This is a genomic window from Noviherbaspirillum suwonense, assembly GCF_900182955.1.
Classification (GTDB): Bacteria; Pseudomonadota; Gammaproteobacteria; order Burkholderiales; family Burkholderiaceae_D; genus Noviherbaspirillum_A; species Noviherbaspirillum_A suwonense.
The window spans coordinates 1-24,538 of record NZ_FXUL01000033.1; the positions used below are offsets into that span (position 1 = coordinate 1).

Genomic DNA, 24,538 nt, shown 5'->3' on the forward strand with positions numbered 1-24,538 from the left:
GGTTCCGCTGTGACACGGAACCGTCGCTCACTCAAAATACTGACAGTTGTGTTCTTGCGAACCTTTCTGTATTTCTTCTGCGTGAGCACTTGCTTTATATAACTTGAGCATTCCGGCATTGCTGCCGGTGCACTCCATCAAGTGCCCACACTTATCGGCTGTTAGTTGTTAAAGAACTTTCGATGTGGCAGAGCGTTGTGTCTGCCTGTCGTTGCTGCTTATTCGTTACTGCCTCGCTTGCTGCTGTCTTGCTGCATCAGCGAGGAGGCGAATTATAGAGAGGCTTTTTGCGCCCTGCAAGCCCAAATTCAAGGATTTTTCAAAAAGTTTTTGCTCCTTGTTTTTTCGATAAGAACCGGTGGAAGCAGTCGTGCTCCACCGGGTTTCAATCGCTGGGAGGCAATCAGGCGGGATCGACCGGCAGCACCGGCTGACCGCCGCTCTCGATGTCGCGTCCGGCAGCCAGGCAAAGGTCTTCCCTGAAACGGCCGGCAACGAGCTGGACGCCGACCGGGGTCTTTCCGCTAAAACCGGTCGATACGGTCAGCGCGGGTAATCCAAGCAAGGGCAAGCCAATCTGCGTCATCTGCGCGCTCCATACCCGCGCGTAGGAGGCATCATCCTTCAGGTCCAGGTTATCGGCGAATGGCAGCTCTGCCGACACCGGCAGCAGGACGACCGGATAATCGACCAGGAACAGCTGCCACATCCGCAGGAGCGTCGCCCGCCGGACCAGCGCATGCGAAATGGCCGGCAGATCCAGTTGTTCGGCCAGCGCCTTGTGCCCAGCAAGTGCGGCCAGCGCCCCGGGATCGTTTTCCTTCAACGCGGCCGCTTCCATGCCGGCATAGCCATCTCCCAGCCACAGTCTAATCTGCAGCTCGGCCGCCTCCTTCAGCGGCGGAAGGTTGTCGACTTCATCGACCCGCCAGCCGCGCGCCCGTAGCCGTTCTGCGGCGTCACGGAGCGCCGACTCAACTTCCGGGGCCGTCTGCAGGCCGTCAGGCCGTATGCATAGTGCCGCCACCCGCGGCGCATCCGGCCCCTGCAGCGGCGCGGGCACCCACCACGGGTCCCGTGGATCATGCGCCGACAGCGCGGCCAGTCCCAGTTCGATATCCTCGATCGTGCGCGCGATCGGGCCGGACACGGCCGTCAGCTGCGGCCCGATCGCACGCTCCGGCAGGGCCGCGTTGTAAGCGGCGACGCGTCCCAGCGTCGGACGCAGGCCGTGCAGGCCACAGGCATACGCCGGATAGCGTACCGACCCCGCGATATCGGTGCCGTGCGCCAGGTGGCAAATACCGGCGGCGACAGCGGCGGCGGCCCCGCCGGAGGAACCGCCGGGCGTTAGCGCCGGATCGTGCGGGTTGCGGGTGCTGCCGTGAAGCTGGTTGCTGGTGAACCAGCGGTAGCTGAAAGCAGGCGTGTTGGTGCGACCCAGGATGAGCGCGCCGGCCTTGCGCAGGTTGTCCACGACCGGGCTGTTGGATTGGGCGATCAGATCCTTTTGCAGGGTGACGCCGTTGGTCGTGGCGTAACCGGCCTGGTCCACATTGACTTTCACCGTGACTGGCACGCCCGCCAGGATGCCCAATGGCTCGTTGCGGGAGCGGGCCGCATCGGCGGAGTCGGCCTGGTTCAGCACATCGTCCGGGCGAAAATCGACCACGGCATTGATCGAAGGGTTGACGGCGGCAAGCCGGTCCAATGCGGCTTGCGCCAGTTCCCGAGCTGAAACATCGCCGGCCCGGAACATTGCTGTTGCCTGTGCTGCCGATAAGCGCCACAAATCAGACATGTCTCTTCCTTTTCTCATTTATAGAGTTGTTTTATTGTTAATGTTGTGTGCACAGTTGTTTCTCGTCAAATCCCCCCATAAATTGTTCTATTTGCAACTATTTTGATGCTACGATGGTTTTTCAAAAGGGGAGGAAACAAGCCATGATGATCAAGATGCTGCTCGAAGAAGCCGGCCAGTATTTTTACTGCGAAGCCCGAAAAACGGCTCACCATGAATTTGAAGGCATTGTTCATTTCCTTCACAAGGTCGGCGACGGCAATGCCTTCGTGCGCGGCAAGACCCACCATGTCAAGACGACCTTCGATGCCCGCAACGACGCGCTGACGGCCGCCGAGCGCTACGGGAAGCAGATTGCCATGCAGCTTGCGCAACCGTCGAAATTGCCGACCGACGGCGGATGCTTCGAACCGGGCGCGCAAAATGCCGGACGCATGTCCGCGGCGCCGCAGGAGAAATCTGCCTGTTAAGCATGGCGATGGTCCGACGCGACCAGCCCGGGACCGGGCAAGTCGCGTCAACTGCCTAACTCAGGGCGCCATTTGCAAACGTACCTCGCCGCCCGGGTAGGCGGCGCTGTGGACGTTCAGATACAGCTTGCCTTCCTTTAGTGCTTCGTACTGCGCATCGGTGAGCTTTGCGCCAGCGGGCACGCTGAAGGTCATCGGTGCGGTCTTGACGAGCGGCACGACAACCGGGCCGTTGGCTCCCCTTGCACCCTGGTGAATGTGCGCCATCGTCGGCTCCATGCCGGTCACGATCACCGCGCCGCTCACCGAGCGGTCGGAAGCGACCGAGATGGTGCTGCGGCCTGAAGCCGACGTGGACACCGGCGGCACTTCCTGCGCACCCGTCAATGCGGGGCTGGTTTTCTCGGTGATGCCGCCGCCGCCTCCCATTGAAGAACAGGCTGCGGCGAGCAATACGATGGCAGCAGCGGAAGCCAACCTGACTGTCTTGCTGAAATAATGCATGTCATGTCTCCAGGAGTTCGAGTTATTGGACGCGCCCGCAACGTGCCGACCTGCAGGGCGCGATTAGCGGACACCTTGCATACTACGCAACCCTTACGCTGTTGTCATGCGTACAAGCATTAACCGTGCGTGGCGCCAGGCGTCGCTGGCGCCTCCTGCATGTCTGGTTTGCCATATCCACCGCCGCCCGGCGTCTCGATCACGAAGACATCGCCGGCATGCATGTCGGTGCTTGCGACAAAGCTGAATTCCTCCTCGCGTCCTTCGGCCCGGACCACGTAGTTGCGGCCGCAGGCGCCCGGTTCGCCCCCGGCGGCGCCGAATGGCGGAATCAGGCGGTTATTCGAGAGGATGGAAGCCGTCATTTTTTCCAAGAAACGTATCTTGCGTATGCTGCCGTTGCCGCCATGCCAGCGGCCCGGTCCGCCGGATCGCGGCCGGATTTCATAGCTCTCCAGCCGCACCGGATAGCGCCATTCGAGCACTTCGGGGTCGGTCAGGCGCGAATTGGTCATGTGTGTCTGGACCACGTCCGTTCCGTCGAAGCCTTCGCCCGCGCCCGAGCCGCCGGAAATGGTCTCGTAATACTGATGCTGCGCATTGCCGAATGTGAAGTTGTTCATGGTGCCCGGCGAGGATGCCAGCGTCCCGAGGGCGCCGTAGAGCGCATTGGTGATGCAGCTCGATGTTTCGACATTGCCGGACACGACCGCGGCCGGGTAGCGCGGGTTGAGCATCGAGCCTTCGGGAATGATCACGTTCAGCGGCTTCAGGCAGCCGGCGTTGAGAGGGATGTCGTCATCGACGAGCGTCCGGAACACATAGAGAACGGCTGCCATGCAGATGGCGCTCGGCGCATTGAAGTTGTTGGGCAGCTGCGGCGAGGTGCCGGTGAAGTCGATGTCGGCAGTGCGTTCGGCATGATGGACCCGGATCGCCACCCTGATCAGCGCGCCATTGTCGAGCCGGTATTCGAAGGAGGAATCGGCCAGCGTCGGGATGACGCGGCGCACCGCTTCCTCGGCATTGTCCTGGACGTGGTTCATATAGGCCCGGACCACGTCCAGCCCGAAGTGCCCGACCATCTTCAGCAGCTCGTCGACGCCTTTCTGGTTGGCCGCGACCTGGGCCTGGAGGTCCGCCAGGTTCTGGCTGATATTACGCGCCGGGTAGCGGCCGGAGGACAGCAGCGCCACCGTTTCCGCTTCGAGCAAGCGTCCGGCGCTGACCAGCTTGAAATTATTGATCAGCACGCCCTCTTCTTCCACGACGGTGCTGTCCGGCGGCATAGAGCCCGGCGTGATGCCGCCGATGTCCGCATGGTGACCCCGGGAGCCGACATAGAACAGCACATCGCGGCCGTTGGCGTCGAAGGCAGGGGTAATCACGGTCACGTCGGGCAGATGGGTGCCGCCGTGATAGGGATCGTTGAGCATGTAAACATCGCCCGGCCGCATCCTGCCGGCATTTTCGCGCATGATGGTCTTGATGCTTTCACCCATCGACCCGAGGTGGACCGGGATGTGCGGCGCATTGGCAATCAGGTTGCCGCCAGCATCGAACAGCGCGCAGGAAAAATCCAGGCGCTCCTTGATGTTGACCGAGAAAGCCGTGTTCTGGAGGCGCAACCCCATCTGCTCGGCGATCGACATGAACAGGTTATTGAAGACTTCCAGCAGCACCGGGTCGGCCTCGGTGCCGATTGCGCGTCGCACCGGGCGCGCCTCGGTGCGGCGCATGACCAGGTGGTCGAGCGCGGTGACCTCGCCCGACCAGCCGGGCTCGACGATATTGGTCGCATTGCGTTCGGCGATGATGGCCGGCCCGCGCACCAGGTCGCCGGCGCGCATCTCCTCGCGCAGGTATAGCGCGGTCTCGTGCCACTGGCCGCACGAGAATAATTGCACGGTATCGGCAGCGACCAGCGGACCGTCGCGCGGGCCAATCTGCTCGGGCGTCGCCATGTCGCCATCCGACGCCCCGATGGCCTCGACCGAAATGGCTTCGACGACCAGCTCCCTGCCGCTCATCAGGAAGGAATAGCGCTTGCGGTAGGCCTCTTCGAACTGGCTACACATGGCGTCGATGCCGGCGAAGTCGACCACGATCGCCGAGTCGGTGCCGGCATAGCGCAGATGCGCGCGCTCCACGACCCGGATGCGGCCGGCGTCCATGCCCTGGGCGACGAGTCCCGCGCTGGCCCGCTGAGACAGCGCGGCCAGCTCGGCGCGGAGCCGTTCGGCCAGTTCTGCGTCCAGGCTGGCTTCGACCGCCTGCTCGAGCATGACGGTCTGGTCGGCCAGGCCCATGCCGTAGGCCGACAGCACGCCCGCCAGCGGATGGGCGAAGACCCTAGTCATGCCCAGCGCATCCGCGGCCAGGCAGGCATGCTGGCCGCCGGCGCCGCCGAAGGTGGTCAGCGTGTAGCCGGTCACGTCATGGCCCCGCTGGACGGAGATGAACTTGATGGCGTTGGCCATGTTCCCTACCGCAATCTCGATATAGCCCTCGGCGACTTCCTCCGGCGTGCGCCGTTTTCCGGTGGCGCGATGGATTTCATCGGCGAGCGCGCTGAACTTGCGGACGACGACGTCGCGGTCGAGCGGCTGATCGGCATTGCTGCCGAACACGGCCGGAAAATAGGCGGGCTGGATCTTGCCCAGCATGACATTGCAGTCCGTGACGGTAAGCGGTCCGCCGCGCCGGTAGCAGGCTGGGCCGGGATTCGCGCCGGCGCTGTCGGGCCCGACACGAAGACGGCTGCCATCGAAATGCAGGATGGAGCCACCGCCGGCGGCGACGGTATGGATGCTCATCATCGGGGCGCGCATGCGCACGCCGGCGACCTGGGTCTCGAACTCGCGCTCGAACTCGCCTGCATAGTGGGATACGTCGGTCGACGTGCCGCCCATGTCGAAGCCGATGATGCGGTCGAAGCCGGCGGTTTTCGCGGTGCGCACCATGCCGACGATGCCGCCGGCGGGACCGGAAAGGATGGAGTCCTTGCCCTGGAAGCTGCGGGCGTCGGTCAGTCCGCCGTTGCTTTGCATGAACAGCAGGCGCACGCCGTTCATCTGGCCGGCGACCTGGTCGACATAGCGGCGCAGTATCGGCGACAGGTAGGCGTCAACCACGGTGGTGTCGCCGCGGGACACGAATTTCATCATCGGGCTGACCTTGTGCGAGACCGATACCTGCGTGTAGCCGACCTCCCTGGCAATTGCCTCGACGCGCTGTTCATGTTCGGCGTAGCGGTAGCCATGCATCAGCACGATGGCGGCGGTCCGGTAGCCCGCCGCGTAACGTGTCTCCAGCGCTTGCCTGACCGCGGCCTCGTCCAGCGGCAGGACCACCTTGCCGTGCGCGTCCAGCCGCTCGTCGACCTCGATGACTTCCCGGTAAAGCAGTTCGGGCAACACGATGTGCCGGTCGAACAGCCGGGGCCGGTTCTGGTAGGCGATGCGCAGCGCATCCCGGAAGCCGCGGGTCACCAGCAGCACCAGCGGCTCGCCCTTGCGCTCGAGCAGCGCATTGGTAGCCACTGTCGTGCCCATCTTTACCGCTTCGACCAGCGCCTGCGGGATGGCTTCGAATGCGTCCAGGCCCAGCATCTTCCTGATGCCGGCGACAGCCGCATCCGGGTATTGCTCGGGGTTTTCCGACAGCAGCTTATGGGTCTGCAGGCTGCCATCCGGGCGGCGGGCCACGATGTCGGTAAAGGTGCCGCCGCGGTCTATCCAGAACTGCCATCGTTTATCGGACTGGCCAAGTGAAACCGGCGTTTGCTTCATGTGCTTGTCTCCGTCTTGATGAAAGGCTGGCAGCGCGGGGGGCGCTTCAGGATAGTCTGACGCGCATTATGCCAACAAAATTCTATTAACTTGTATACGTTTTATTTGATAATTTATTTACATACTGTTTTTATAAATTCCGGCATCCGTTGCGAATAATGTGGTCGGCAGCCTTCGTAGAGGGGAACAAGATGCAAATTTTTTCCACCTAGCCCAGGCTCATTCACCTAGCCAGGAGACAAAGATGATCACTAAACGCAGCCTGTTCATTGCTATCGCACTAATGGGCGCTTATTGCACAGCCGGTGCCCAGACCACATGGGACTTTCCCACCGGTTATTCCGCCAACAGTTTCCAAACTGAAAACGTGGTCCAGTTCGCCAAGGATGTCGAGAAGGCAAGCGGCGGCAAGCTCACGATGACGGTGCATGTGAACGGCTCCCTGTACAAGGCCAACGAAATCAAGCGCGCCGTGCAGACCGGGCAGGCGCAGATCGGCGAATTCCTTCTTTCCGGCGCTGCCAATGAAAACCCGCTGTTCGGCGTCGATGCAGTTCCCTTCCTCGCCAGCAGCTACGCGGACGCCAGGCGGCTGTCCGAATCGTCCCGTCCCGCGGTCGAGAAGGCGCTGGCAACGCAGGGGCTGAAGCTGCTGTTCGTCTCGCCCTGGCCGGGACAGAGCCTGTATTCAATCAAGCCCGTGGCGTCGGTTGCCGACCTGCGCGGCACCAAGATGCGCACCTATAACCCGGCGACCAACCGCATCGCGCAATTGATGAAGGCGCAACCGGCGACCATACAGCTGGCGGAACTGGGGCAGGCGCTGGCGACCGGCGCGGTAGACAATTTCCTGACCTCGAATGCGAGCGGCGTCGAAAACAAGCTGTACGAACAGGTCAAGCATTTTTACGAGGTCAATGCCTGGTTTCCAAAGAATGCGATCGTCGTCAGCCAGAAGGCATTTGACGGCTTGAACCCCGCCGCGCAGGAAGCGGTGGTGAACGCGGCCAGGGAAGCGGAAGTCCGCGCCTGGAAAGTCAGCCAGCAAAAGAGCACCGAGTTCACCGCACAGCTTGCCGCCAACGGCATGAAGGTCGCGGTGCCAGGGCCGGCGTTCCAGGCCGAGCTGAAGACGATAGGCGACGCCATGACTGCCGAGTGGATCAAGACCGCAGGCGAACAGGGCCGGCAAATCGTCGAGGCCTACCGGAAGAATTAAGGACGCCATAAAAGCCATCTCCCGCAGATGGCTTTTTTATTGGGCTGAAATAAGCAGACCGCAGTACCGAAGGATTTTTTCCGCCCTGAAACGGCGCACGGCATTTCACAAGAGGCAAAAATGCGAAACCTGTTAGACCGCTTTTACCAGGGGCTGCTTTATCTGGCGGCCCTGTCCATGGTTGTTACGCTGCTGGCGATACTGATCGGCGTCGCCGCCCGCGAATTCAGCCTGGACCTGCCCGGCCTCGACGCCTATGCCGGCTATTCCATCGCCGCCTCGCTGTTTCTGGCGCTGCCGGCGACGCTACGCAATGGCGACCATATCCGCGTGACCCTGCTGCTGGGGAAGCTGCGCGGCACGCCGCGCAAGGTGCTGGACTACTGGTGCCTGCTATCGGCCACTGGGCTGACCGGCTATCTGGCCTGGTATGCGGCGCGGCTGGTCTATGTGTCCTATGCAACCCACGACATATCGGGCGGCGCCGACGCGACGCCCTTGTGGATTCCGCAGGTGGCGATGGCCGTGGGCGCGTTCGGGCTGGCGCTGGCCTTTGTCGAAGACCTGGTCCTGAAGCTGTCAGGCGAGGAAGTGAATGTGGATCCCGCGGCCGAAATGGCCCGCACCGAGTAGGAGCAATACAATGGAACTGATGATTACCTTCCTGCTGATCGGGCTGCTGCTCGCGGTATTGGGCTCCGGACTCTGGATAGGCCTGTCCTTGCTTGGCGTGGCCGTATTCGCGATGGAAACGCTGACCAGCCGCCCGACCGGCGACAGCATGGCGCTCACCATCTGGGGTTCGACGTCCAGCTGGACCCTGACCGCGCTGCCGCTGTTTCTATGGATGGGAGAAATCCTGTTCCGCAGCAAGCTGTCCGAGGACATGTTTCGCGGGCTGGCGCCCTGGCTGGAGCGGCTGCCGGGCCGCCTTCTCCATGTCAACATCATCGGCTGCGCCATCTTTGCGGCAGTGTCGGGCTCGTCGGCGGCCACCTGCGCCACCATCGGCAAGATCGCCTTGCCCGAACTGAAGAAGCGCGGCTACCCGGACGACATCGCCATCGGCACGCTGGCCGGCGCCGGCACGCTGGGCCTGCTGATTCCGCCGTCCATCATCATGATCGTCTATGGCGTGGCAGCCAACGTATCAATCGCCAAGCTGTTCCTGGCCGGCGTGCTGCCGGGCATCATGCTGGCGCTGCTGTTCATGGGATACGTGATGGTGTGGTCGCTGCTGCATCCCGGCGCCATCCCGGCAGCGGGCGAACGCACTAGCCTGCGCGAGAAATTGCATGCGTCGCGCCACCTGATCCCGGTCGTCAGCCTGATCTGCCTGGTCCTCGGCTCGATCTATTCCGGCGTGGCCACCGCGACCGAGGCGGCTGCGTTCGGCGTCGCCGGCTCGCTGCTGCTGTCGAAGGTCGAAGGGACGCTGAACTGGAAGACCCTGAAGGAAGGTCTGCTGGGCGCCACGCGCATTTATTGCATGATCGGACTGATCCTTGCCGGAGCCGCCTTTCTCACCCTGGCCATGGGTTTCATCGGCCTGCCCCGGCACCTGGCCGAGTTCGTCGGTTCCCTGAACCTGTCGCCGTTCATGCTGATCCTGGCGCTGATCGTTTTTTTCGTGGTGCTGGGCTGCTTCCTCGACGGCATTTCGATGGTGGTGCTGACCATATCGGTGCTGCTGCCGACGGTGGAAAAGGCCGGCATCGACCTCGTCTGGTTCGGCATTTTCATCGTGCTGGTGGTGGAGATGGCGCAGATCACGCCGCCGGTCGGCTTCAATCTGTTCGTGCTGCAGAGCCTGACCAAAAAGGAGATCAGCACGATTGCCCGAAATGCGCTCCCGCTGTTCTTCCTGATGCTGGCGGCGGTTCTGCTGGTGTATTTTGTTCCAGGTATTGTTACCATGCTGCCGCAGCAGATGCGATAAGCATTGCTGCCCGGTCACTGGCCGGGCGCCAGGACAATGACCGGGTGGCCGCTCCAGCACCGGAAAGCGCCGGCTCCTGCGGATCGCATGGGCCGGCCCGGCGTTCACCAGGAGTCCAGCAGCCATGCCCAAGCAAAAGAGCGCCAATGGCGCGAATCAGCACAGCGCCGACGCGGCGAAGCCGGCCTCGTTATCCGGCAAGGCCGCCATCGTCTCGTCGGCGCACCTGGCCTCGGGACGCAGCGCCGAACTGAGCGAGTTCGAGTTCGGGATGATCATCGCGAGCAATGCGTTCAACCGCTGGGCGGTGCGCTGCATGACGGCGGCGGGCGTCAACGACATGACGATTACCGACGTGCTGGTGCTTCACCACATCAATCACCGGGCGCGAGAGAAAAAACTCGCGGACATCGCCTTCATCCTGAATATCGAAGACACCCATGTCGTCAATTATTCGCTGAAGAAATTGCAGGCGCTCGGCCTGGTGAAGACCGAGAAGCGTGGCAAGGAAGTCCTGTATTCGACCAACGAAGAAGGCCAGGCCCTGTGCCAGCGCTATTACGAAATCCGCGAGCAGGTCCTGGTGTCGGGGCTGACCGGAAGCGGCACCGAGGGTTTCGAGCTCAGCGAACTGGCGCGTTTCCTGCGCGTGCTGTCCGGCCTGTACGAGCAGGCGGCCCGCGCCGCCACGTCGCTGTGAGATGCGTAGGGCCAGCTTTGACTCGCCGGCTTTGACTCGCCGGCTGTCACTCGCCGGCCATTACTCGCCTTCCTTTACTCGAACAGGATGACGCCGCGCGCCATATTGCGGCCGGCCTGCATGTCGGCGAAGGCTTGCGGCGCCTCGTCGATGGTGTAAGTGCGGCTGATCAATTCATCCAGCTTCAGCCGGTGCGTCCGGTAAAGGCCGATCAGCCGCGGGAAATCCTCGCGCGGCCGGGCCGAACCGAAGTAGCTGCCGGTCAGGGTTTTTTCGCCGAAAGTCAGCGTGGCGGTGCGTATCGAGGTCATGTCCTTCTGGTTTGCCACCCCTACCACCACTGCGGTGCCGCCCTTGCGCAGCACGCCGTAAGCCTGCGCGGCAATCTCGCCGAGGCCGACGCATTCGAATGCATAGTCGGCGCCGCCTTCGGTCAGGCGGATGATGGCCTTGACCGGGTTTTCCTCGGCGGCGCTGTTGATCACGTGAGTGGCGCCGAACTCGCGCGCCGCCTCCAGCTTGGCATCCGATGTGTCGACGGCGACGATCATCCGCGCGCCGGAAATCGCGCAGCCCTGGATCGCATTGAGGCCGACGCCGCCGCAGCCGAAGATCACCGCGACCGAGCCGGCGTCCACTTTCGCGGTGTTGACCGCCGCGCCGTAGCCGGTCATCACGCCGCAGCCGATCAGGGCGGCCTTGTCGAGCGGCATCTGCTGGTCTACCTTGACGACATTGTCGATGTGCAGCGTGGCGTATTCCGCCATCACGCCGCAACCGGAGAAGACATTGAGCCGGTTGCCGGCAAGGTCGCGTGTGCGCACCGTGCCGTCGGGCAGGCTGATCGCGGCCTTCGCGGCCTGGTCGCACAGTTGCGGCCGGCCGGTCTGGCAATAGCGGCACTTGCCGCACATGCTGACGAAGGAGCTGACGACATGGTCGCCCACCTTGTAATCGGAAACGCCGTCGCCGACGGCCACGATGCGGCCGGCGCCTTCGTGGCCCAGCACCACGGGTGGCGGGAAGGGAATGGTGCCATTGGTGGCCGACAGGTCGCTGTGGCAGACGCCGCAGGCCGCCAGCTTGATCATGACCTCGCCGTAGCGCGGCGGCTCGACGATGATTTCTTCTACCGTGACCGGGGCATTGATCTCGCGGCAGACGACCGCCTTCGCTCGTTGTTCCATGGGATTTCCTGTAGTGGGTCAAAGTCACGCGCCGCTGCGCCGCGTGCGTTCAGCCAGACCTTAATTGCAACGCAGTCAGATTGTCAATTGCCGGCCTGCCGCCCGCGTGCGGGTCCGGCGCGTGGAGGATGCGGCAGCGACCCGCGGGGGCGGCGGGACCAGTCCACCGTCGCGCCGGCCCAGGCACCGGGAAAGCCGGGCACACTGCTGATGACCGCCTGTTTGACACGCCTTCGGCCAGCATGGATACTCGCCAGCTCGATCCAAAACCATGATGGCATCGCCATCCACCGTCCGGAGCGTCACAGGCATGTCAGAAGCGGCTGTCCCTGTCCTGATACGTAATCCCTGCCCGCCGGGAGCGTGCGAGTGCAACCTCGACAGCCTGCTGTCGGACCCGTCCGGCGACAAGCGGATTCTCGCGCTGACCAGGGAAGAGGAAAAGCGGCTGCTGGCACGGCTCGAAGCGGTCAGCACCTTGCCGGAACTCAAGCGCATGCTCGACCGGATGCGGCAATTGCTGGGAATCGAATTGCGGATCGAGCCGGGTCCGAATGAGGTCCGCACCACGCGCGGCTTCCAGATACAGGTCGCCGAGCGGCCGGGACTGTGCCGCAAGACCCGCCAGGCGATACCGGCCGCCATCCGCCGCTGCCTGGACAACCATCCCGACGTCGGCTATGCCATCCTCGACGAATACGGCCTGTTCGCGCGGCACGATGGCGATGCGCCGCCGGCCGGCGAGCGTCGCTGAACGCGAGCGGAACCAAGCGTTTCGTGCTGCAATCGAAGCTACTGCGGCGGCAGTGCCGTCAAGTCACTAGCAGGGCAACGATATGAAACGAACCTATACCACCGGCGTCGCGGTCGCGATCGCCGCGGCGACCGTGGCGGGCTTTTTTTACCTGACCAAGACACCGCCGTCGCCGCCGGAAGCGCAGGTGACGGCGCCGGCCCCATCCGCGCAGGTCGACGCCAGGCCGGTGGAGCCGGCCATCCTCCATCCGCTACCGGAGGTGCCGGCGGCGCAGCTGCCGCCGCTCGACAGCAGCGACGACACGGTGCGCGACGCGCTCGTGAATTATTTCGGCCGGCAGTCGGTGCAGCAGCTGTTCGGGCTGGACAGCATGGTCCGCCACATGGTGGCGACCATCGACAACCTGCCGCGCGAAACCGTCGCCACCCGGCTGCTGCCGACCAAGCCGGTGCCCGGCGCATTCATCGTCGGCAAGTCCGGCGGCGACACCACCATTGCGCCAGCCAATGCCGCGCGTTACCTGCCCTATGTCGAACTGGCTAGGCGCACCGATGCCGCCCAGCTGGTCAGCCTGTATATCAATTTTTATCCGCTGTTCCAGGCGGCGTACGTGGACCTTGGCTATCCGAAGGGGTATTTCAATGACCGCCTGGTCGAGGTGATCGACCACCTGCTGGCAGCGCCGACCGCGGACGGGCCGCTGAAGCTGACCCAGCCGCACATCGTCTATAAATTCGCCGACCCCCAGCTCGAGCGCGCTTCGGCCGGGCACAAGATCATGCTGCGCATGGGCAGCCAGAACGCGCTGGTGGTCAAGGCCAAGCTGCGCGAGATCCGCGCCGAACTGGTGCGGGGCGCGGCGCCGGCGCGGCAGTAGGACGGCGGCGTCCCGGCGAGGGTCCTGGCCGGAATCACCGGCAGGCCTCCCGAGGACGAAGGCGCGGCGCTGCGCGCCCGTCTCCGCCCTCTCCCGGCCGCTGCGGCGCTTACTCGACCTTGCCTATCTTCTGCACCACGTCCTTCATCTTGCGCGCGTCGGCGTCGATGTAGGCCTGAAACTCCGGCGTGTCGACATACAGCAGCGGGCTGCCGGCCGACGAGATGGTCTGGCGCACGGCCGGATCGTCCGCCGCGGCGCGGGCGGCGGCGCGCAGCCGGGCCACGATGGCGTCCGGCGTCGCCGCGGGCACGAACAGGCCAGACCATTGCGCGAACTCGACAGGGTAACCGGCTTCCTTCAGGCTGGGCACGCCCGGCAGCGCCGCCAGCGGCGCATTGCCCCAGTGCGCCAGCGCCCGCACCTTGCCCGCCTTGATATGCTGCAGCACGCTGGCCGGCCCGGTCGACACCGCGTCGACCTGGCCGCTCAGCAGGGCCAGCACGGCGGGGCCGGCGCCGGTGTAAGGCACGTGCAGCATGCGAAAATCGGCATTCTGCTTGAGCATTTCCATCGGCACATGCATGGTGCCGTAATTGCCCGATGAACTGTAGCTGTAGGCGCCTGGCTTCGCCCGCATGGCGGCGACGAATTCCTTGAGATTTTTCCATGGACTGTCGGCGCGCACGACAAGGACGGTCGGGTCGGCGGTAAAGCGGGCGATCGGCTTGAGCTGCGACAGCTGGTACAGCGGCTCCTGCCCCAGCACCTTGGCGGCTTCCGGAAGGATGGAAATCGACGACAGCGTCATCAGGAGCGTGTAGCCGTCCCCGGCAGCTCTCGCCACCTGCGCCATGCCGATCGCACCGCCGGCGCCGCCCTTGTTTTCCACGATGACGCTTTGCTTGAGCTCGCGGCCGAGCGCCACCGCGACCGGCCGGCCCACCGTGTCGGCGACGCCGCCGGGCGGGAATGGCACCACCATGGTGATGGGCTTGCTCGGCCAGTTGTCCTGCGCGTGCCCGGCAATGGGCGTGATGACCACGATGGCCGCCAACACCGCGGCTGTCGTCGAGATTTGTGCTGCTAGTTTCATGCGTGTCTCCTGCTTGTTTGCTGACATAAGAATGCCCTGCCAGGCGTCATGCGCCTGGAGGGCGGAACGGTTTTGCTCTGTGATGGTGCGATCAGGTGCGCTGGATGTCCGACGCGCCGAGGAAGATGCGGTTCCAGGTGGGACTGATCACGATCTCGTTGATGCAGGCATGGGCCGGCATCTCGGCGATGAAGCGGATGGTGCGCCCGATATCCTCGGGCTGCAGCATGCGGGCACGCTCTTCGGCCGACGGCGGCACCGGGCGCTTGTCGAGTATCGGCGTCGCCACCTCGGCCGGACATACGGCGCAGGCGCGGATGCCGTTGACGCATTCTTCCTGGTTCAGGTGCGCAGTCATCGCGACGACTGCATGCTTGGCCGCGTTGTAGGCGGGGCCGGTCATGTAGGTGTCGTACTTGCCCGACCAGGACGAGATGTTGATGACGAGCCCGCTGCGGGCGGCGCGCATCGCCGGCAGCACTGCCGATATGCAGTAGTAACTGCCGTCGAGATTGACCCGGATGACCTCGTTCCAGCCGGCTGTCGACTGGGTCTTCCAGAAGCGGTTGGGGACATTCAGGCCGGCGCTATTGACCAGGATGTCAACGCGGCCATGCCGCCCCAGTATGGCCTGCGCGACCCGGTTGACCGCGTCGGCGTCGCTGACGTCGAGCTCCTCGACCTCCGCCCTGCCGCCGCTGGCCTGTATGGCGTCGGCATGCGCCTGCAGCAGCTCGCGCCTGCGGCCCGACATGACGACCGTGGCGCCTGCCTGCGCCAGCGCTTCGGCGGCGGCCAGCCCGATGCCGGAACCTGCGCCGGTAACCCAGGCGACCTGGTCCTGTAGTGATTTCATTGTTATCTCCATCGTTGTCATTGTTTTGCGTTACCGCGGTATTGTATCCGCGCGCGCGGAAGCCTGAAGCTTGTCCGGAATGGAATTGCGGTGCAGATGCCGCGGTCCGCCGACGCCAATGGCGTTCATAATGGCTGCTCGCACCGGCGCATCCCGTCGTTAATGATGATGCCGGCAACCCACCCAGATCCGTTTTGTCCCGAGTCCGCCTTTCCATGAACCTGCCCCTGCTGCCAGACCTGCCGCCCCATACCCTGGCCATCAGGATAGGCTGCGCGCTCCATTACGATGTCGATGAACCGGCGCCGATGCTGCTGATGGTGCAGCCGCGCCTGGCTACCGGCCAGGAGCTGGTGGCGCAGCAGTTCAGCATCGACACCGGCGTGGAAATCGAGCAGCTGCGCGACTCGCACGGCAATCATCTGCTGCGGATGATGCTGCTTCCCGGCGCGAACCGGCTGCAGCATGACGCGGTGCTGTTCGTCAGCGCCGAGGCGCGGGATACGACCACCAGGCCGCTGCATGAACCGGTGTTTACGGCCGCGACATTGCCGATGGACGTGCTGCGCTATACCCGGCCCAGCCGGTTTTGCGAGTCCGACAAGCTGGGTGCGCGGGCGTCGGAATTGTTTGGCCATCATGTTCCGGGGCTGGCCACGGCCCGGGCCATTTGCGAATGGACCCACCGGCATCTCGAATACCGGTACGGCTCGGGCGACCCGTCGCTGTCTGCCTGCGGCGCGATCGACCGCGGCTACGGCGTCTGCCGCGACTTTGCCCATGTGATGGTGGCGCTATGCCGCGCGCTGGACATACCGGCCCGTTACGTGGCTGGCTACATGCCGCTGTTTCAGGCGGACGATTCCGACATCGGCCTGGATTTCCATGCCTATGTCGAAGCCTGGATAGACGGCGGCTGGCAGGTCTTCGACCCGCGTCACAACCGGCCGCATGTGGGCCGGGTAAAAATCGCGCATGGCATGGACGCTGTCGACTGCGCTTTTGCGACGATTTACGGCCAGGCCAGCACCGCCTATTTCCAGGTCTGGTCCTATCCGGTCGACCATCAGCGGGAGCGGGTCGGCGACCCGGTGCAGATGCCGGACTATGCGGCCGGCGCGGCTAGCGCCGCCGGCGTTGGCGGAAGCGGCAGCTAGCGCCCGCATACGCCTAGCGCGGTTTCCCTGCGTCGGATGCATCGCCGACCTGCGCGTCCTGGCTCTCCGGCGGCTGGTGCAGGCTGCCGCCGGCGTCCAGCCACTGCTCCAGTTCGAGCAGGTTGGCTGCGCTGATGCCACGCTCGCGCAGCGCCAGCCGCTGGATATGCCCGCTCCTGTATGCCTGCGCCACCTCCTCGCGGTTGCTGAATTCAAGCCAGCGCAGCAGGCTGGCGAGCCGCTCGTTCAGGCCGTCGGTCCAGACCGGCTTCCTGCCGTTCTTGCGGCGGCTGGCCCGGAGGTAGAGATGTCGCGCCCGCGACGCCGTCATGCCCAGCGCTTCGCCTGCCGCCTTGAAGGTCATGCCGCCATCGCGCAGCGCCATCACCTGGTCTTCCAGGTGGTGCACCGGATCGATCAGGACGGTCTCTTCCCCTTGCGCCTTGTCGGATGTCTTCATTGGATGTCGGGCCGGCACGCGGCGCATCCCGGTTCACGGAGCGTGAACCGGCCGCCATCGCGTCCGTGCCGCTTGCGCCGCTGGCGCATGTGCATGCCAGGCCAAGCTTCCGGCAGGTCCTGTCCGTGCGCCGGGTCTCCCGACCGATGTCGTCGATCCAGGCGAGAATTCATGCGCATTGCTCCTCTTTCATATTGTTGGCGATGAAACAGGGCAAGGACGGCGGCCTTGCAACCACCGGCGCGAAATGCAGGCCGCCATGCAAGACTTCCCGCCGGGAACTGGGTCACAATGCCAGGGCGCGGCATGGACAGCGATGCCGGCAAAGGCATGGTAGGGAGCCCCGGCGGTACCCGGATTTCCTTGCCAAAGCGGCATTGTGTCCGAAGCGCCAGACCCGGTCTGTAACGTTGCGGACATAGCGCTGAATTTTGTTGAATGGCGTCCCGGATGCAGGCCCCGCGGCGCGCCGGATGTGCGTTTTATAAGGAATACCGGATATGGAGTTGCTGCCCTGGCCATCGATCGCCTTTTACTGCGCGTTCGGCATCTTCGTTTATTACCAGCGCCTGTATGCGCAGGTCTACGCGGATGACGGCTGGACCAAGCTGCTATTGACGGGAATGGCGTTCGCCGGGATGCTGACCGGGTTCGTCTACTTGGTGTATTGCGGCTGGACGCTGGCCTGGTGGGTGCCGGTCATACCGCTGGGAATGAGTGCGCTGGCGACCATTCCCGCCATTCTGGTCGAACGGCTGGCGGGCAGGCTGGCGCTAGGCAGGATCGCGGTGCTGGCCTGGCCGCTGTGCGCCTACCTGATGTTTCATACGCTGCGTGCCTGAAGCCCCGCGCCTTTATTGCGTGGAAACGCTGTCGAGCTCGACCGAACCGGCCTGCGCATAGCGCTTGTCCAGCGGCGGCAGCTCCAGTTCGCAGTATTTGACGCCGAGCGCGGAGACGCACTCCTGGAAGGCATTCGCGTCGGCGGACTGCGCGAATACATAAATGATGTCGCCCGCCTGAACTTCGGTAGACGAAACTCGCATGGTGACCATTATCGTTCCCCTGTTACAGTGACCCGATCTCTTAGTCTAGCATGGTCTTTTGACTAACATGCGGCCGCGGCCGCCGGCCGGGCGATGCGCATTCAGGCCGCTGCCGCCGTCCGCATGTCGGGATGAAAAAAGCGGTAACACTCCCTGCCATCGCGCTTGGCGCGATAGAGCGCGCAGTCGGCGTCCTGCAGCAGGCGCTCGGCCATGTCGCCATCCTGCGGATACAGGCTGATGCCGATCGAGGCGCTCGGCCGCAGGATATGGCTACCGGTCTCGGTGAGCACGGTATGCGGCGCATTCAACGCCTGCAGCAGCTTTTCGGCGATGGCGCCGGCCGAATCCGCGCCCCGGCTGCACTCGGCCAGGATGACGAATTCATCGCCGCCCAGGCGGGCCACGACGTCGTCCGGCCGGACGCTGCGCTTGAGCCGCGCCGCAATTTCCGTCAGCAGCATGTCGCCCGCCTTGTGCCCGAGGCTGTCGTTGATGACCTTGAAGCGGTCGAGGTCGATAAAGAAGACTGCGCAGCCGGCGCCGCCCCGGCGGTCCTGGGTGCGCTGCAGCAGCCGCGCTTCCAGCACCGCGCGGTTCGCCAGCCCGGTCAGGTGGTCATGCGTGGCCATGTGTTCGAGCGCCCTGGCATTGCGCACGTCGCGGGTCACGTCGCGGGTCGCGCCGCGATAGCCGACGAAAACGCCGTCGTCGAAGATGGGTTCCCCGGAAATGCGGATGTGACGGACCACGCCGGGATAGCCGGCCAGGCCGACCGAATAGACCTTGTCGCGGAATGGCCGGCATGCCGTCACGCTGTCGCGGCATTCGATGAAGCCCGGTTCGCGCGCATCGAGCGCAAAGGTTTCCAGCGAAGTGCCCAGCAGGTCCGCGGGGCGCAGGCCGAGTCGGGCCTGGATGCCGTCCGACAGGAAACTGAAGCATCCGTGCCGGTCGGTTTCCCAGTACCAGTCCGAAGACAGCGAAGTCAGGCTGCGGAATTGCTGCTCGCGGCGCGCAAGCTCGCGCTCGGCCGTCAGCTGCTGGGTGATGTCGCGGCCGACGGCCACGTACCCGGTGCTTTTCCCGGTATGCGGATCGCGCAGGGTGCGGCTATTGATACCCAGCCAGATCCAGCGCCCGTCCTTGTGCCTGACCCGCATGCTGTGCAGGCCCGCGCCGGCCTGGCCTGCCGCCTCGGCATTGCGCGCCTGTTTCATGGCTGCCAGGTCCGACGGGTGCAGGTAGCTCAGCACATTGGTCCCGACCATCTCTGCCGGGGTGTAGCCGAGGATTTCCTGGTGGGACGGCGACACGTACAGGTAGGTGTGATGCATGTCGCTGCAGGCGATCAGGTCGCGCGCATTTTCCGTCAGGAGCCGATGCTCCGCTTCAAGTTGCGTCAGCCTGGTCTCCACCGCGTGTTGCTCGGAAAGGTCGATGAATGCGCCTGTCAGCCTGACCGCGCCGTTTTCCTTCGACAGCCGCGGCGTGCCGGCATCCCTGATCCAGCGATAACTGCCGTCGCCCGCGGCAATCCGGTAGTCCACCGCGAACCGCCGCTGCGCTGCCCGCGCGTCGCGCCTGGCTTGCAGCACGCGCTCTGCGTCGTCCGGGTGGACCTGTCGCATCCAGTCGGACAGGGCAAGGCCTTCGGCGGCTGGCAGCTGCCACGTGCCGTCATGGTCCAGGAAAGTAAAACAATCCTGGTCGTCCATCTCCCAGAAGGCGATGTTGGCCCCACGGCCACAATGCGATGACAGATTTTCCATGTCCAAGCACCTGTAATGCCCATGCCAGCCGTGTGCGTCCACTCTGCCCACCCCGGGCGTTCCGTGAAGACGGCCTGTGCTGCTGCAGCCTGCATCGGGCGGTGGTCAACTACCCAGCGGCCACGGTTGCTGCTCCGCGGCCGTATCTCCAGTCACCCGGTTCTGCGACCGGGTTGAAATGTTGCGCGATGTTAACGCGATTAGCCTTTTATTGCCATAAGAAAATATCGCTGGCCAGACCTTCGGCGCTGCGGGATCGTGGGCCGGGCAGCGGGCTGTGGCTGCCCATGCTGCCGACAGTGTCATTCCCTGACATCCGTTTGCCTGTGAACAAACTCGGCGCGGCGGCCCGGGCAGACAATCGATCCCCTCCGATTCCCCGCCCAACAAAGGATATTCATGCCTGCTTTTACACTTAACGGCAATTCCACCACGCTGGATTTGCCGGACGATATGCCCCTGCTCTGGGCAATCCGCGACGTGGCCGGCCTGACCGGCACCAAGTTCGGCTGCGGCATCGCCCAGTGCGGCGCCTGCACCGTCCATGTGGACGGCGCGCCGGTCAGGTCCTGCGTCACGCCGCTGTCGGCAGTCGCCGGCAAAAAGGTCGTCACCATCGAAGCGATCGAACAGGATCCGGTCGGCCAGAGGGTCCAGGCCGCCTGGCGCGAGATCGATGTCGTGCAGTGCGGCTATTGCCAGTCCGGCCAGGTCATGTCGGCCACTGCGCTGCTGCACGACAAGCCCAATCCCAGCGACGCCGACATCGATACGGCCATGGCGGGCAATATCTGCCGCTGCGGTACCTACAGCCGCATCCGCGCCGCCATCAAGATCGCCGCTGCCAAGCCAACTTCCCAGGAGCCGCGTTCATGAGCGCCCGTAACCAACCTATGCCGCCGTCGCCGTCGCGACGCAACTTCCTGCGTGTCGGCGCCGCCGCGGGCGGCGGCCTGCTGGTCGGCTTCAGCCTGGCCGGATGCAAGCCCGAGAAACGCAACGAGACACCACCGGAAGCCGCGGTCGGCAAGGCCGCCAGCAAGGCTGCCGAGGAAGCGCCCGGCCTGGAGCATGGCGCGTTCATCCGCATCGACCGCACCGGCGCGGTGACGCTGATCATGCACAAGGTCGAGATGGGCCAGGGCACGTTTACGTCGATGCCGATGCTGCTGGCCGAGGAACTGGAAGTCGACCTTTCGAAGGTCAAGCTCGAGCAGGCGCCAGCCGACAACAGCCTCTACAGCGACCCGCTGCTCGGCGGACAGGTGACCGGCGGCTCGACATCGGTGCGCGCTGCCTGGGAGCCGCTGCGGCAGGCAGGCGCCGCGGCCCGACTGGTGCTGGTCGACGCCGCCGCGCAGGCATGGAATGTCAAGGCCGGCGAATGCACGGCGAAGAACGGCGTGGTGACCCATGCCGCGAGCGGGCGCAGCATGCATTACGGCGAGCTGGTGGATGCGGCCAGCAAGCTGCCCGTGCCCAAGGTGATCGTGCTGAAGAAAGCCTCCGACTTCACCTTGATCGGGAAGAAGCATGCGCGGCTCGACAGCCCGGAAAAGGTCAATGGCCAGGCCAAGTTCGGCATCGACGTCAGGCTGCCCAACATGCTGGTCGCCACGGTCGCCGCGTCGCCGGTGCCGGGCGGCATGCTGCAGTCGGCCGACGAAACGAAGGCCATGGCGGTCAAGGGCGTGCGGCAGGTCCTGAAGATAGACAATGCCGTCGCGGTCGTGGCCGAGCACATGTGGGCGGCCAAGCAGGGCCTGGCGGCGCTGGAGCCGGTCTGGTCCGACGGCCAGCATGCGGCGATGACCACCGCCACCATCGTCGCCGACATGAAGAACGCCGCCGAGTCGGGCAAGGGCGCGGCGGTGGCGCGCAACGACGGCGACGTATCCAAGCCGGCGCCGCAGGGCGGCCGGGTGATCGAAGCCGTCTATGAAATGCCTTTCCTGGCGCATGCCACGATGGAGCCGATGAATTGCACGGTCGACCTCCGGGCCGACGGCTGCGATCTTTACGTCGGCACACAGGTGCCGACGTTCGCGCAAGGCGCGGCGGCCAAGCTGACCGGCCTGCCGCCGGAAAAAGTGCGCGTTCACAACCATTATCTCGGCGGCGGCTTCGGGCGCCGGCTGGAGGTGGATTTCATCGCCCAGGCGGTGGCCTTCGCCAAACAGGTCAAGCAGCCGGTGAAGTTCGTCTGGACCCGCGAGGAGGATGTGCAGCATGACATGTACCGTCCGTATTATTACGACCGTCTCAGCGCCACGCTGGATGACAAGGGCAAGCCGCTGTCCTGGTCGCACCGGGTCACCGGTTCGTCGATCATGGCGCGCTTCGCGCCGCCGGCGGTGAAGGACGGGGTCGATCCGGATGCGGTCGAAGGCGCCAAGGACATGCCGTACGCGATACCGAATGTCCGGGTCGAGTATGTCCGGCACGAACCGCCGGTGCCGACCGCGTTCTGGCGTGGCGTCGGACCGACGCACAACATCTTCGTGGTCGAAAGCTTCATCGATGAACTGGCGGCTGCGTCGAAACAGGATCCGCTCACTTTCCGCCGCGACCTGCTGGACAAGTCGCCGCGCATGCGCGCCGTGCTCAACCTGGCGGCCGAGAAGGCAAGCTGGGACAAGCCGCTCCAGCCCATCCCCGGGCGCCGGGTCGGGCGCGGGCTGTCGACGCAGTTCGCGTTCGGCAGCTACATGGCGCAGGTGGCGGAAGTATCGGTCGGCGATGACGGCGAGGTGCGGGTCCACCGCGTGGTCTGCGCGGTCGACTGCGGCCAGGTGGTGAATCCGGATACCGTCGTGGCGCAGATCGAGAGCGGCGTCATCTTCGGCCTGACGGCAGCCTTATGGAATGAGATCACCTTCGACAAGGGCCGCGTGCAGCAGTCGAACTTCCATGACTACCGGATGATGCGCATGAACGAAGCGCCGCGCATCGAAGTCCACATCGCCCAGAGCAGCGATGCGCCGGGCGGCATCGGCGAGCCGGGCACGGCGGCCGCCGCGCCCGCGCTGGCCAATGCGGTCTATGCGGCCACTGGGCAGCGGCAGCGCAAGCTGCCTATCGTGGCTGCACAGTTGAAAAAGGCGTAAAAAAAGCACTGCGGCGACGCAGTGCTTTTCTTCCCGGCTTGCGGCGCTGTCAGGCCGTCGCGGTTAGTGGCTGGCCTTTTACCGCGTTGCGGTACTTGGCCCGGGCCGCAGCCCGCCGCACTGCTTCGCGCTCCTGGTTGCCCTGCCTGATTTCCTTGCGCTCTTGCTTGCCGCGTAACTGTGCCTGATTCTTGTTGCCGACGCGTTGGGTCATGTTAGCTGCTCCGTTGGTGATGGTCGCAGCAGGATAAGGGGAAACGATGCCTGTCTACAATAGGACTTCCGGCAGAGTGTTCGTAGGATTCGGGGAAGTAGTCATCCGGCCCAGTCAGGATGGCCGGGCCAAAAAAGTCCGTAAAAGTCCTACGTCATCAATAGTAATTGTCCTATCCGCGACGGAAATGCACGCGCCTATGCTGCATTTGGCAGCGCACTGTGCGATGTGCCGTTATCGACAAAGGAGATCATCATGAACAAGGACCAGGTCAAAGGGGCTGTCAAGGATGCTGTCGGCAAGGTGCAAACCAAGGCAGGTGAGGCCATGGGCAGCAACAAGCAGCAAGCCAAGGGCATGGCCAAACAGGCCGAGGGCAAGGCACAGAAGGCGGTCGGCAATGTGAAGGACGCTGGCAAGAACCGGTAGACGGTCGAGCCAGTCCAAAGTGCACGGCGGCTGCGGCCGCCGTTTTTTTGCGCGCGGATTCGCTTGAGCTGCTCATCTACAGGCAGGTTGCCAAGTGGGAGGCGAGCAAGGTTTGCCGCTGCCGGCGGCGGCCGAGCGCGGTAAATGGCTTGCATGGCTTATATTTAGGTGGATTGAGACATCGATCCATGCCTTGCCGATACGCCAACCTCCATGACCAAGCCAGAACTCCCCCGCGTCGTTTCCTATAATTTTGCCGTCGTCCAGCCTGCGCGCGGCCTGCCCGGAATCGGGCTGAGCCTGCACCTCCTGCTCAGAGGCGATGCCGGCGGTGAGACCAGGACCTTCCTGCAACTGGAAAAGCGCCAGGTGTGGGTGCTGCGCGATGCCTGCGCCGCCGCCAGCATTGACCATCCTGACCAGTACGCATCGTTCCTTGCCAAGACGCGCGCGGCGCATCAGCTCAATTACGGCGACAAGTTCCTGAAAACGCTTCCCTCGACCGATCCATACGCAAATTTCCATCGGCGCTGGAACGAGCTGGCTATTCCGGCCGAGTTCCTGACCGCCATGCACCCGGCCCAAACAGGCGTACTGTCGACCGCCACCCTCTCCCGCGGCGGGATGGTATGCGGATTTAGGATGAAACATGGCGAGACCTTGGCGTTTTTCCTGCCTGACGACCTGGCTTTCCAGATGGTCGACACCATAGACCAGGCCGTGTGGGCCGCGGAATGGGAACGCGATGAGCGGCTGGATGACGCTGACTCATGAGTGGAAATACTCATAGGTGAGACGATCTGTGAACGACCGGCGAAATGCTCGCGAACGCTTGGTGAGTAAATTTGTGAACGTGGCGCGCGTCTTGTCGCTACGTCGGCCGGCCGGCGATCATGGCGCAGTTCTATGGGCAAAAACGATCCAGGAATGCCGGCCACGGGATGGTTGCCCGGTCTAAAAGCCAGGGCAACCAGTTTTCGGCCGACTGGGAAGTGTCCATGGTGAGATGAATTGTGAACATCCGGTGGTCGTCGGATAGCTCGAGCTGCTTATGGTGAGAGCTTCTGTGAAGTAGAACCGGTTGTAGCGATTTGTTCCGTCCTCCTCCAGCTAAGGTGAGCAAAGTTGTGAACCAGATCAGATAACTGTCGCTTGT

Annotated in this window: 23 protein-coding genes; 13 read left to right on the plus strand and 10 right to left on the minus strand. The window is 64.0% G+C overall.

Annotation, left to right across the window (positions count from 1 at the left end; genetic code table 11):
* Nucleotides 1-403: 403 nt before the first annotated feature.
* Nucleotides 404-1,801: an amidase family protein gene (locus QOL82_RS26585; RefSeq protein WP_283445344.1), complete on the minus strand. Its 1,398-nt coding sequence runs from the start codon at nt 1,799-1,801 to the stop codon at nt 404-406.
* Nucleotides 1,802-1,947: 146 nt separating this feature from the next.
* Here QOL82_RS26585 and QOL82_RS26590 point away from each other — a divergent pair, with 146 nt between their 5' ends.
* The gene (locus QOL82_RS26590) at nt 1,948-2,271 is read left to right on the plus strand and encodes a hypothetical protein (RefSeq protein WP_283445345.1); all 324 of its coding nucleotides are present in this window, start codon (nt 1,948-1,950) and stop codon (nt 2,269-2,271) included.
* 60 nt (nt 2,272-2,331) lie between these two features.
* Here QOL82_RS26590 and QOL82_RS26595 read toward each other — a convergent pair whose 3' ends face one another.
* Both QOL82_RS26595 and QOL82_RS26600 read right to left on the minus strand, forming a co-directional pair.
* A complete protein-coding gene (locus tag QOL82_RS26595; RefSeq protein ID WP_283445346.1) occupies nt 2,332-2,775 on the minus strand; it encodes a CHRD domain-containing protein in 444 nt (147 codons plus the stop codon).
* Between the two features lie 119 nt (nt 2,776-2,894).
* Complete coding sequence (locus tag QOL82_RS26600) at nt 2,895-6,566, minus strand: hydantoinase B/oxoprolinase family protein (RefSeq protein ID WP_283445347.1); 3,672 nt, start codon at nt 6,564-6,566, stop codon at nt 2,895-2,897.
* Nucleotides 6,567-6,810: 244 nt separating this feature from the next.
* Here QOL82_RS26600 and QOL82_RS26605 point away from each other — a divergent pair, with 244 nt between their 5' ends.
* The 4 genes from QOL82_RS26605 to QOL82_RS26620 all read left to right on the plus strand — a co-directional run bounded on the left by QOL82_RS26605 (nt 6,811) and on the right by QOL82_RS26620 (nt 10,424).
* A complete protein-coding gene (locus QOL82_RS26605; protein ID WP_283445348.1) occupies nt 6,811-7,785 on the plus strand; it encodes a TRAP transporter substrate-binding protein in 975 nt (324 codons plus the stop codon).
* A 120-nt stretch (nt 7,786-7,905) separates the two neighbouring features.
* Nucleotides 7,906-8,418, plus strand: coding sequence for a TRAP transporter small permease (locus QOL82_RS26610; RefSeq protein ID WP_283445349.1), 513 nt, complete (start codon nt 7,906-7,908; stop codon nt 8,416-8,418).
* 10 nt (nt 8,419-8,428) lie between these two features.
* Nucleotides 8,429-9,724 (plus strand): TRAP transporter large permease, encoded by a 1,296-nt coding sequence (locus QOL82_RS26615; RefSeq protein ID WP_283445350.1) that lies wholly within the window; start codon nt 8,429-8,431, stop codon nt 9,722-9,724.
* A 124-nt stretch (nt 9,725-9,848) separates the two neighbouring features.
* Nucleotides 9,849-10,424, plus strand: a complete 576-nt coding sequence (locus tag QOL82_RS26620; protein ID WP_283445351.1) for a winged helix DNA-binding protein — start codon at nt 9,849-9,851, stop codon at nt 10,422-10,424.
* Between the two features lie 74 nt (nt 10,425-10,498).
* Here the strand turns inward: QOL82_RS26620 and QOL82_RS26625 are convergent, their stop codons facing one another.
* Complete coding sequence (locus QOL82_RS26625) at nt 10,499-11,611, minus strand: zinc-binding dehydrogenase (protein ID WP_283445352.1); 1,113 nt, start codon at nt 11,609-11,611, stop codon at nt 10,499-10,501.
* 310 nt (nt 11,612-11,921) lie between these two features.
* Here QOL82_RS26625 and QOL82_RS26630 point away from each other — a divergent pair, with 310 nt between their 5' ends.
* Nucleotides 11,922-12,365, plus strand: a complete 444-nt coding sequence (locus QOL82_RS26630; protein ID WP_283445353.1) for a hypothetical protein — start codon at nt 11,922-11,924, stop codon at nt 12,363-12,365.
* An 82-nt stretch (nt 12,366-12,447) separates the two neighbouring features.
* Nucleotides 12,448-13,245 (plus strand): DUF3014 domain-containing protein, encoded by a 798-nt coding sequence (locus tag QOL82_RS26635; protein ID WP_283445354.1) that lies wholly within the window; start codon nt 12,448-12,450, stop codon nt 13,243-13,245.
* 109 nt (nt 13,246-13,354) lie between these two features.
* On the opposite strand, the gene QOL82_RS26640 is transcribed toward QOL82_RS26635, so the two are convergent.
* Both QOL82_RS26640 and QOL82_RS26645 read right to left on the minus strand, forming a co-directional pair.
* Nucleotides 13,355-14,341 carry a tripartite tricarboxylate transporter substrate binding protein gene (locus tag QOL82_RS26640; RefSeq protein ID WP_283445355.1) on the minus strand — a complete coding sequence of 329 codons (987 nt, stop codon included), beginning with the start codon at nt 14,339-14,341 and terminating at the stop codon, nt 13,355-13,357.
* A gap of 91 nt (nt 14,342-14,432) precedes the next feature.
* Nucleotides 14,433-15,197 carry an SDR family oxidoreductase gene (locus QOL82_RS26645; RefSeq protein ID WP_283445356.1) on the minus strand — a complete coding sequence of 255 codons (765 nt, stop codon included), beginning with the start codon at nt 15,195-15,197 and terminating at the stop codon, nt 14,433-14,435.
* Between the two features lie 215 nt (nt 15,198-15,412).
* On the opposite strand from QOL82_RS26645, the gene QOL82_RS26650 reads away from it, so the two are divergent.
* Nucleotides 15,413-16,354 (plus strand): transglutaminase-like domain-containing protein, encoded by a 942-nt coding sequence (locus QOL82_RS26650; RefSeq protein WP_283445357.1) that lies wholly within the window; start codon nt 15,413-15,415, stop codon nt 16,352-16,354.
* 13 nt (nt 16,355-16,367) lie between these two features.
* Here the strand turns inward: QOL82_RS26650 and QOL82_RS26655 are convergent, their stop codons facing one another.
* Nucleotides 16,368-16,814 (minus strand): hypothetical protein, encoded by a 447-nt coding sequence (locus QOL82_RS26655; RefSeq protein WP_283445358.1) that lies wholly within the window; start codon nt 16,812-16,814, stop codon nt 16,368-16,370.
* 500 nt (nt 16,815-17,314) lie between these two features.
* On the opposite strand from QOL82_RS26655, the gene QOL82_RS26660 reads away from it, so the two are divergent.
* Complete coding sequence (locus tag QOL82_RS26660) at nt 17,315-17,656, plus strand: hypothetical protein (RefSeq protein ID WP_283445359.1); 342 nt, start codon at nt 17,315-17,317, stop codon at nt 17,654-17,656.
* A 12-nt stretch (nt 17,657-17,668) separates the two neighbouring features.
* On the opposite strand, the gene QOL82_RS26665 is transcribed toward QOL82_RS26660, so the two are convergent.
* Both QOL82_RS26665 and QOL82_RS26670 read right to left on the minus strand, forming a co-directional pair.
* Nucleotides 17,669-17,869 carry a hypothetical protein gene (locus QOL82_RS26665; RefSeq protein WP_283445360.1) on the minus strand — a complete coding sequence of 67 codons (201 nt, stop codon included), beginning with the start codon at nt 17,867-17,869 and terminating at the stop codon, nt 17,669-17,671.
* Between the two features lie 92 nt (nt 17,870-17,961).
* Complete coding sequence (locus tag QOL82_RS26670) at nt 17,962-19,632, minus strand: sensor domain-containing protein (protein WP_283445361.1); 1,671 nt, start codon at nt 19,630-19,632, stop codon at nt 17,962-17,964.
* A gap of 399 nt (nt 19,633-20,031) precedes the next feature.
* Here QOL82_RS26670 and QOL82_RS26675 point away from each other — a divergent pair, with 399 nt between their 5' ends.
* Both QOL82_RS26675 and QOL82_RS26680 read left to right on the plus strand, forming a co-directional pair.
* The gene (locus QOL82_RS26675) at nt 20,032-20,508 is read left to right on the plus strand and encodes a (2Fe-2S)-binding protein (protein ID WP_283445362.1); all 477 of its coding nucleotides are present in this window, start codon (nt 20,032-20,034) and stop codon (nt 20,506-20,508) included.
* Nucleotides 20,505-22,739: a xanthine dehydrogenase family protein molybdopterin-binding subunit gene (locus tag QOL82_RS26680; protein WP_283445363.1), complete on the plus strand. Its 2,235-nt coding sequence runs from the start codon at nt 20,505-20,507 to the stop codon at nt 22,737-22,739. The genes QOL82_RS26675 and QOL82_RS26680 overlap by 4 nt, the downstream gene beginning before the upstream one ends.
* Before the next feature lie 49 nt (nt 22,740-22,788).
* Here QOL82_RS26680 and QOL82_RS26685 read toward each other — a convergent pair whose 3' ends face one another.
* Complete coding sequence (locus QOL82_RS26685; protein ID WP_283445364.1) at nt 22,789-22,953, minus strand: hypothetical protein; 165 nt, start codon at nt 22,951-22,953, stop codon at nt 22,789-22,791.
* Between the two features lie 255 nt (nt 22,954-23,208).
* On the opposite strand from QOL82_RS26685, the gene QOL82_RS26690 reads away from it, so the two are divergent.
* Together QOL82_RS26690 and QOL82_RS26695 are read left to right on the plus strand one after the other, a co-directional pair.
* Nucleotides 23,209-23,382 carry a CsbD family protein gene (locus QOL82_RS26690; RefSeq protein WP_283445365.1) on the plus strand — a complete coding sequence of 58 codons (174 nt, stop codon included), beginning with the start codon at nt 23,209-23,211 and terminating at the stop codon, nt 23,380-23,382.
* 213 nt (nt 23,383-23,595) lie between these two features.
* Entirely contained in the window at nt 23,596-24,156 is a 561-nt protein-coding gene (locus QOL82_RS26695) for a hypothetical protein (protein ID WP_283445366.1), read from the plus strand.
* Nucleotides 24,157-24,538 lie beyond the last annotated feature (382 nt).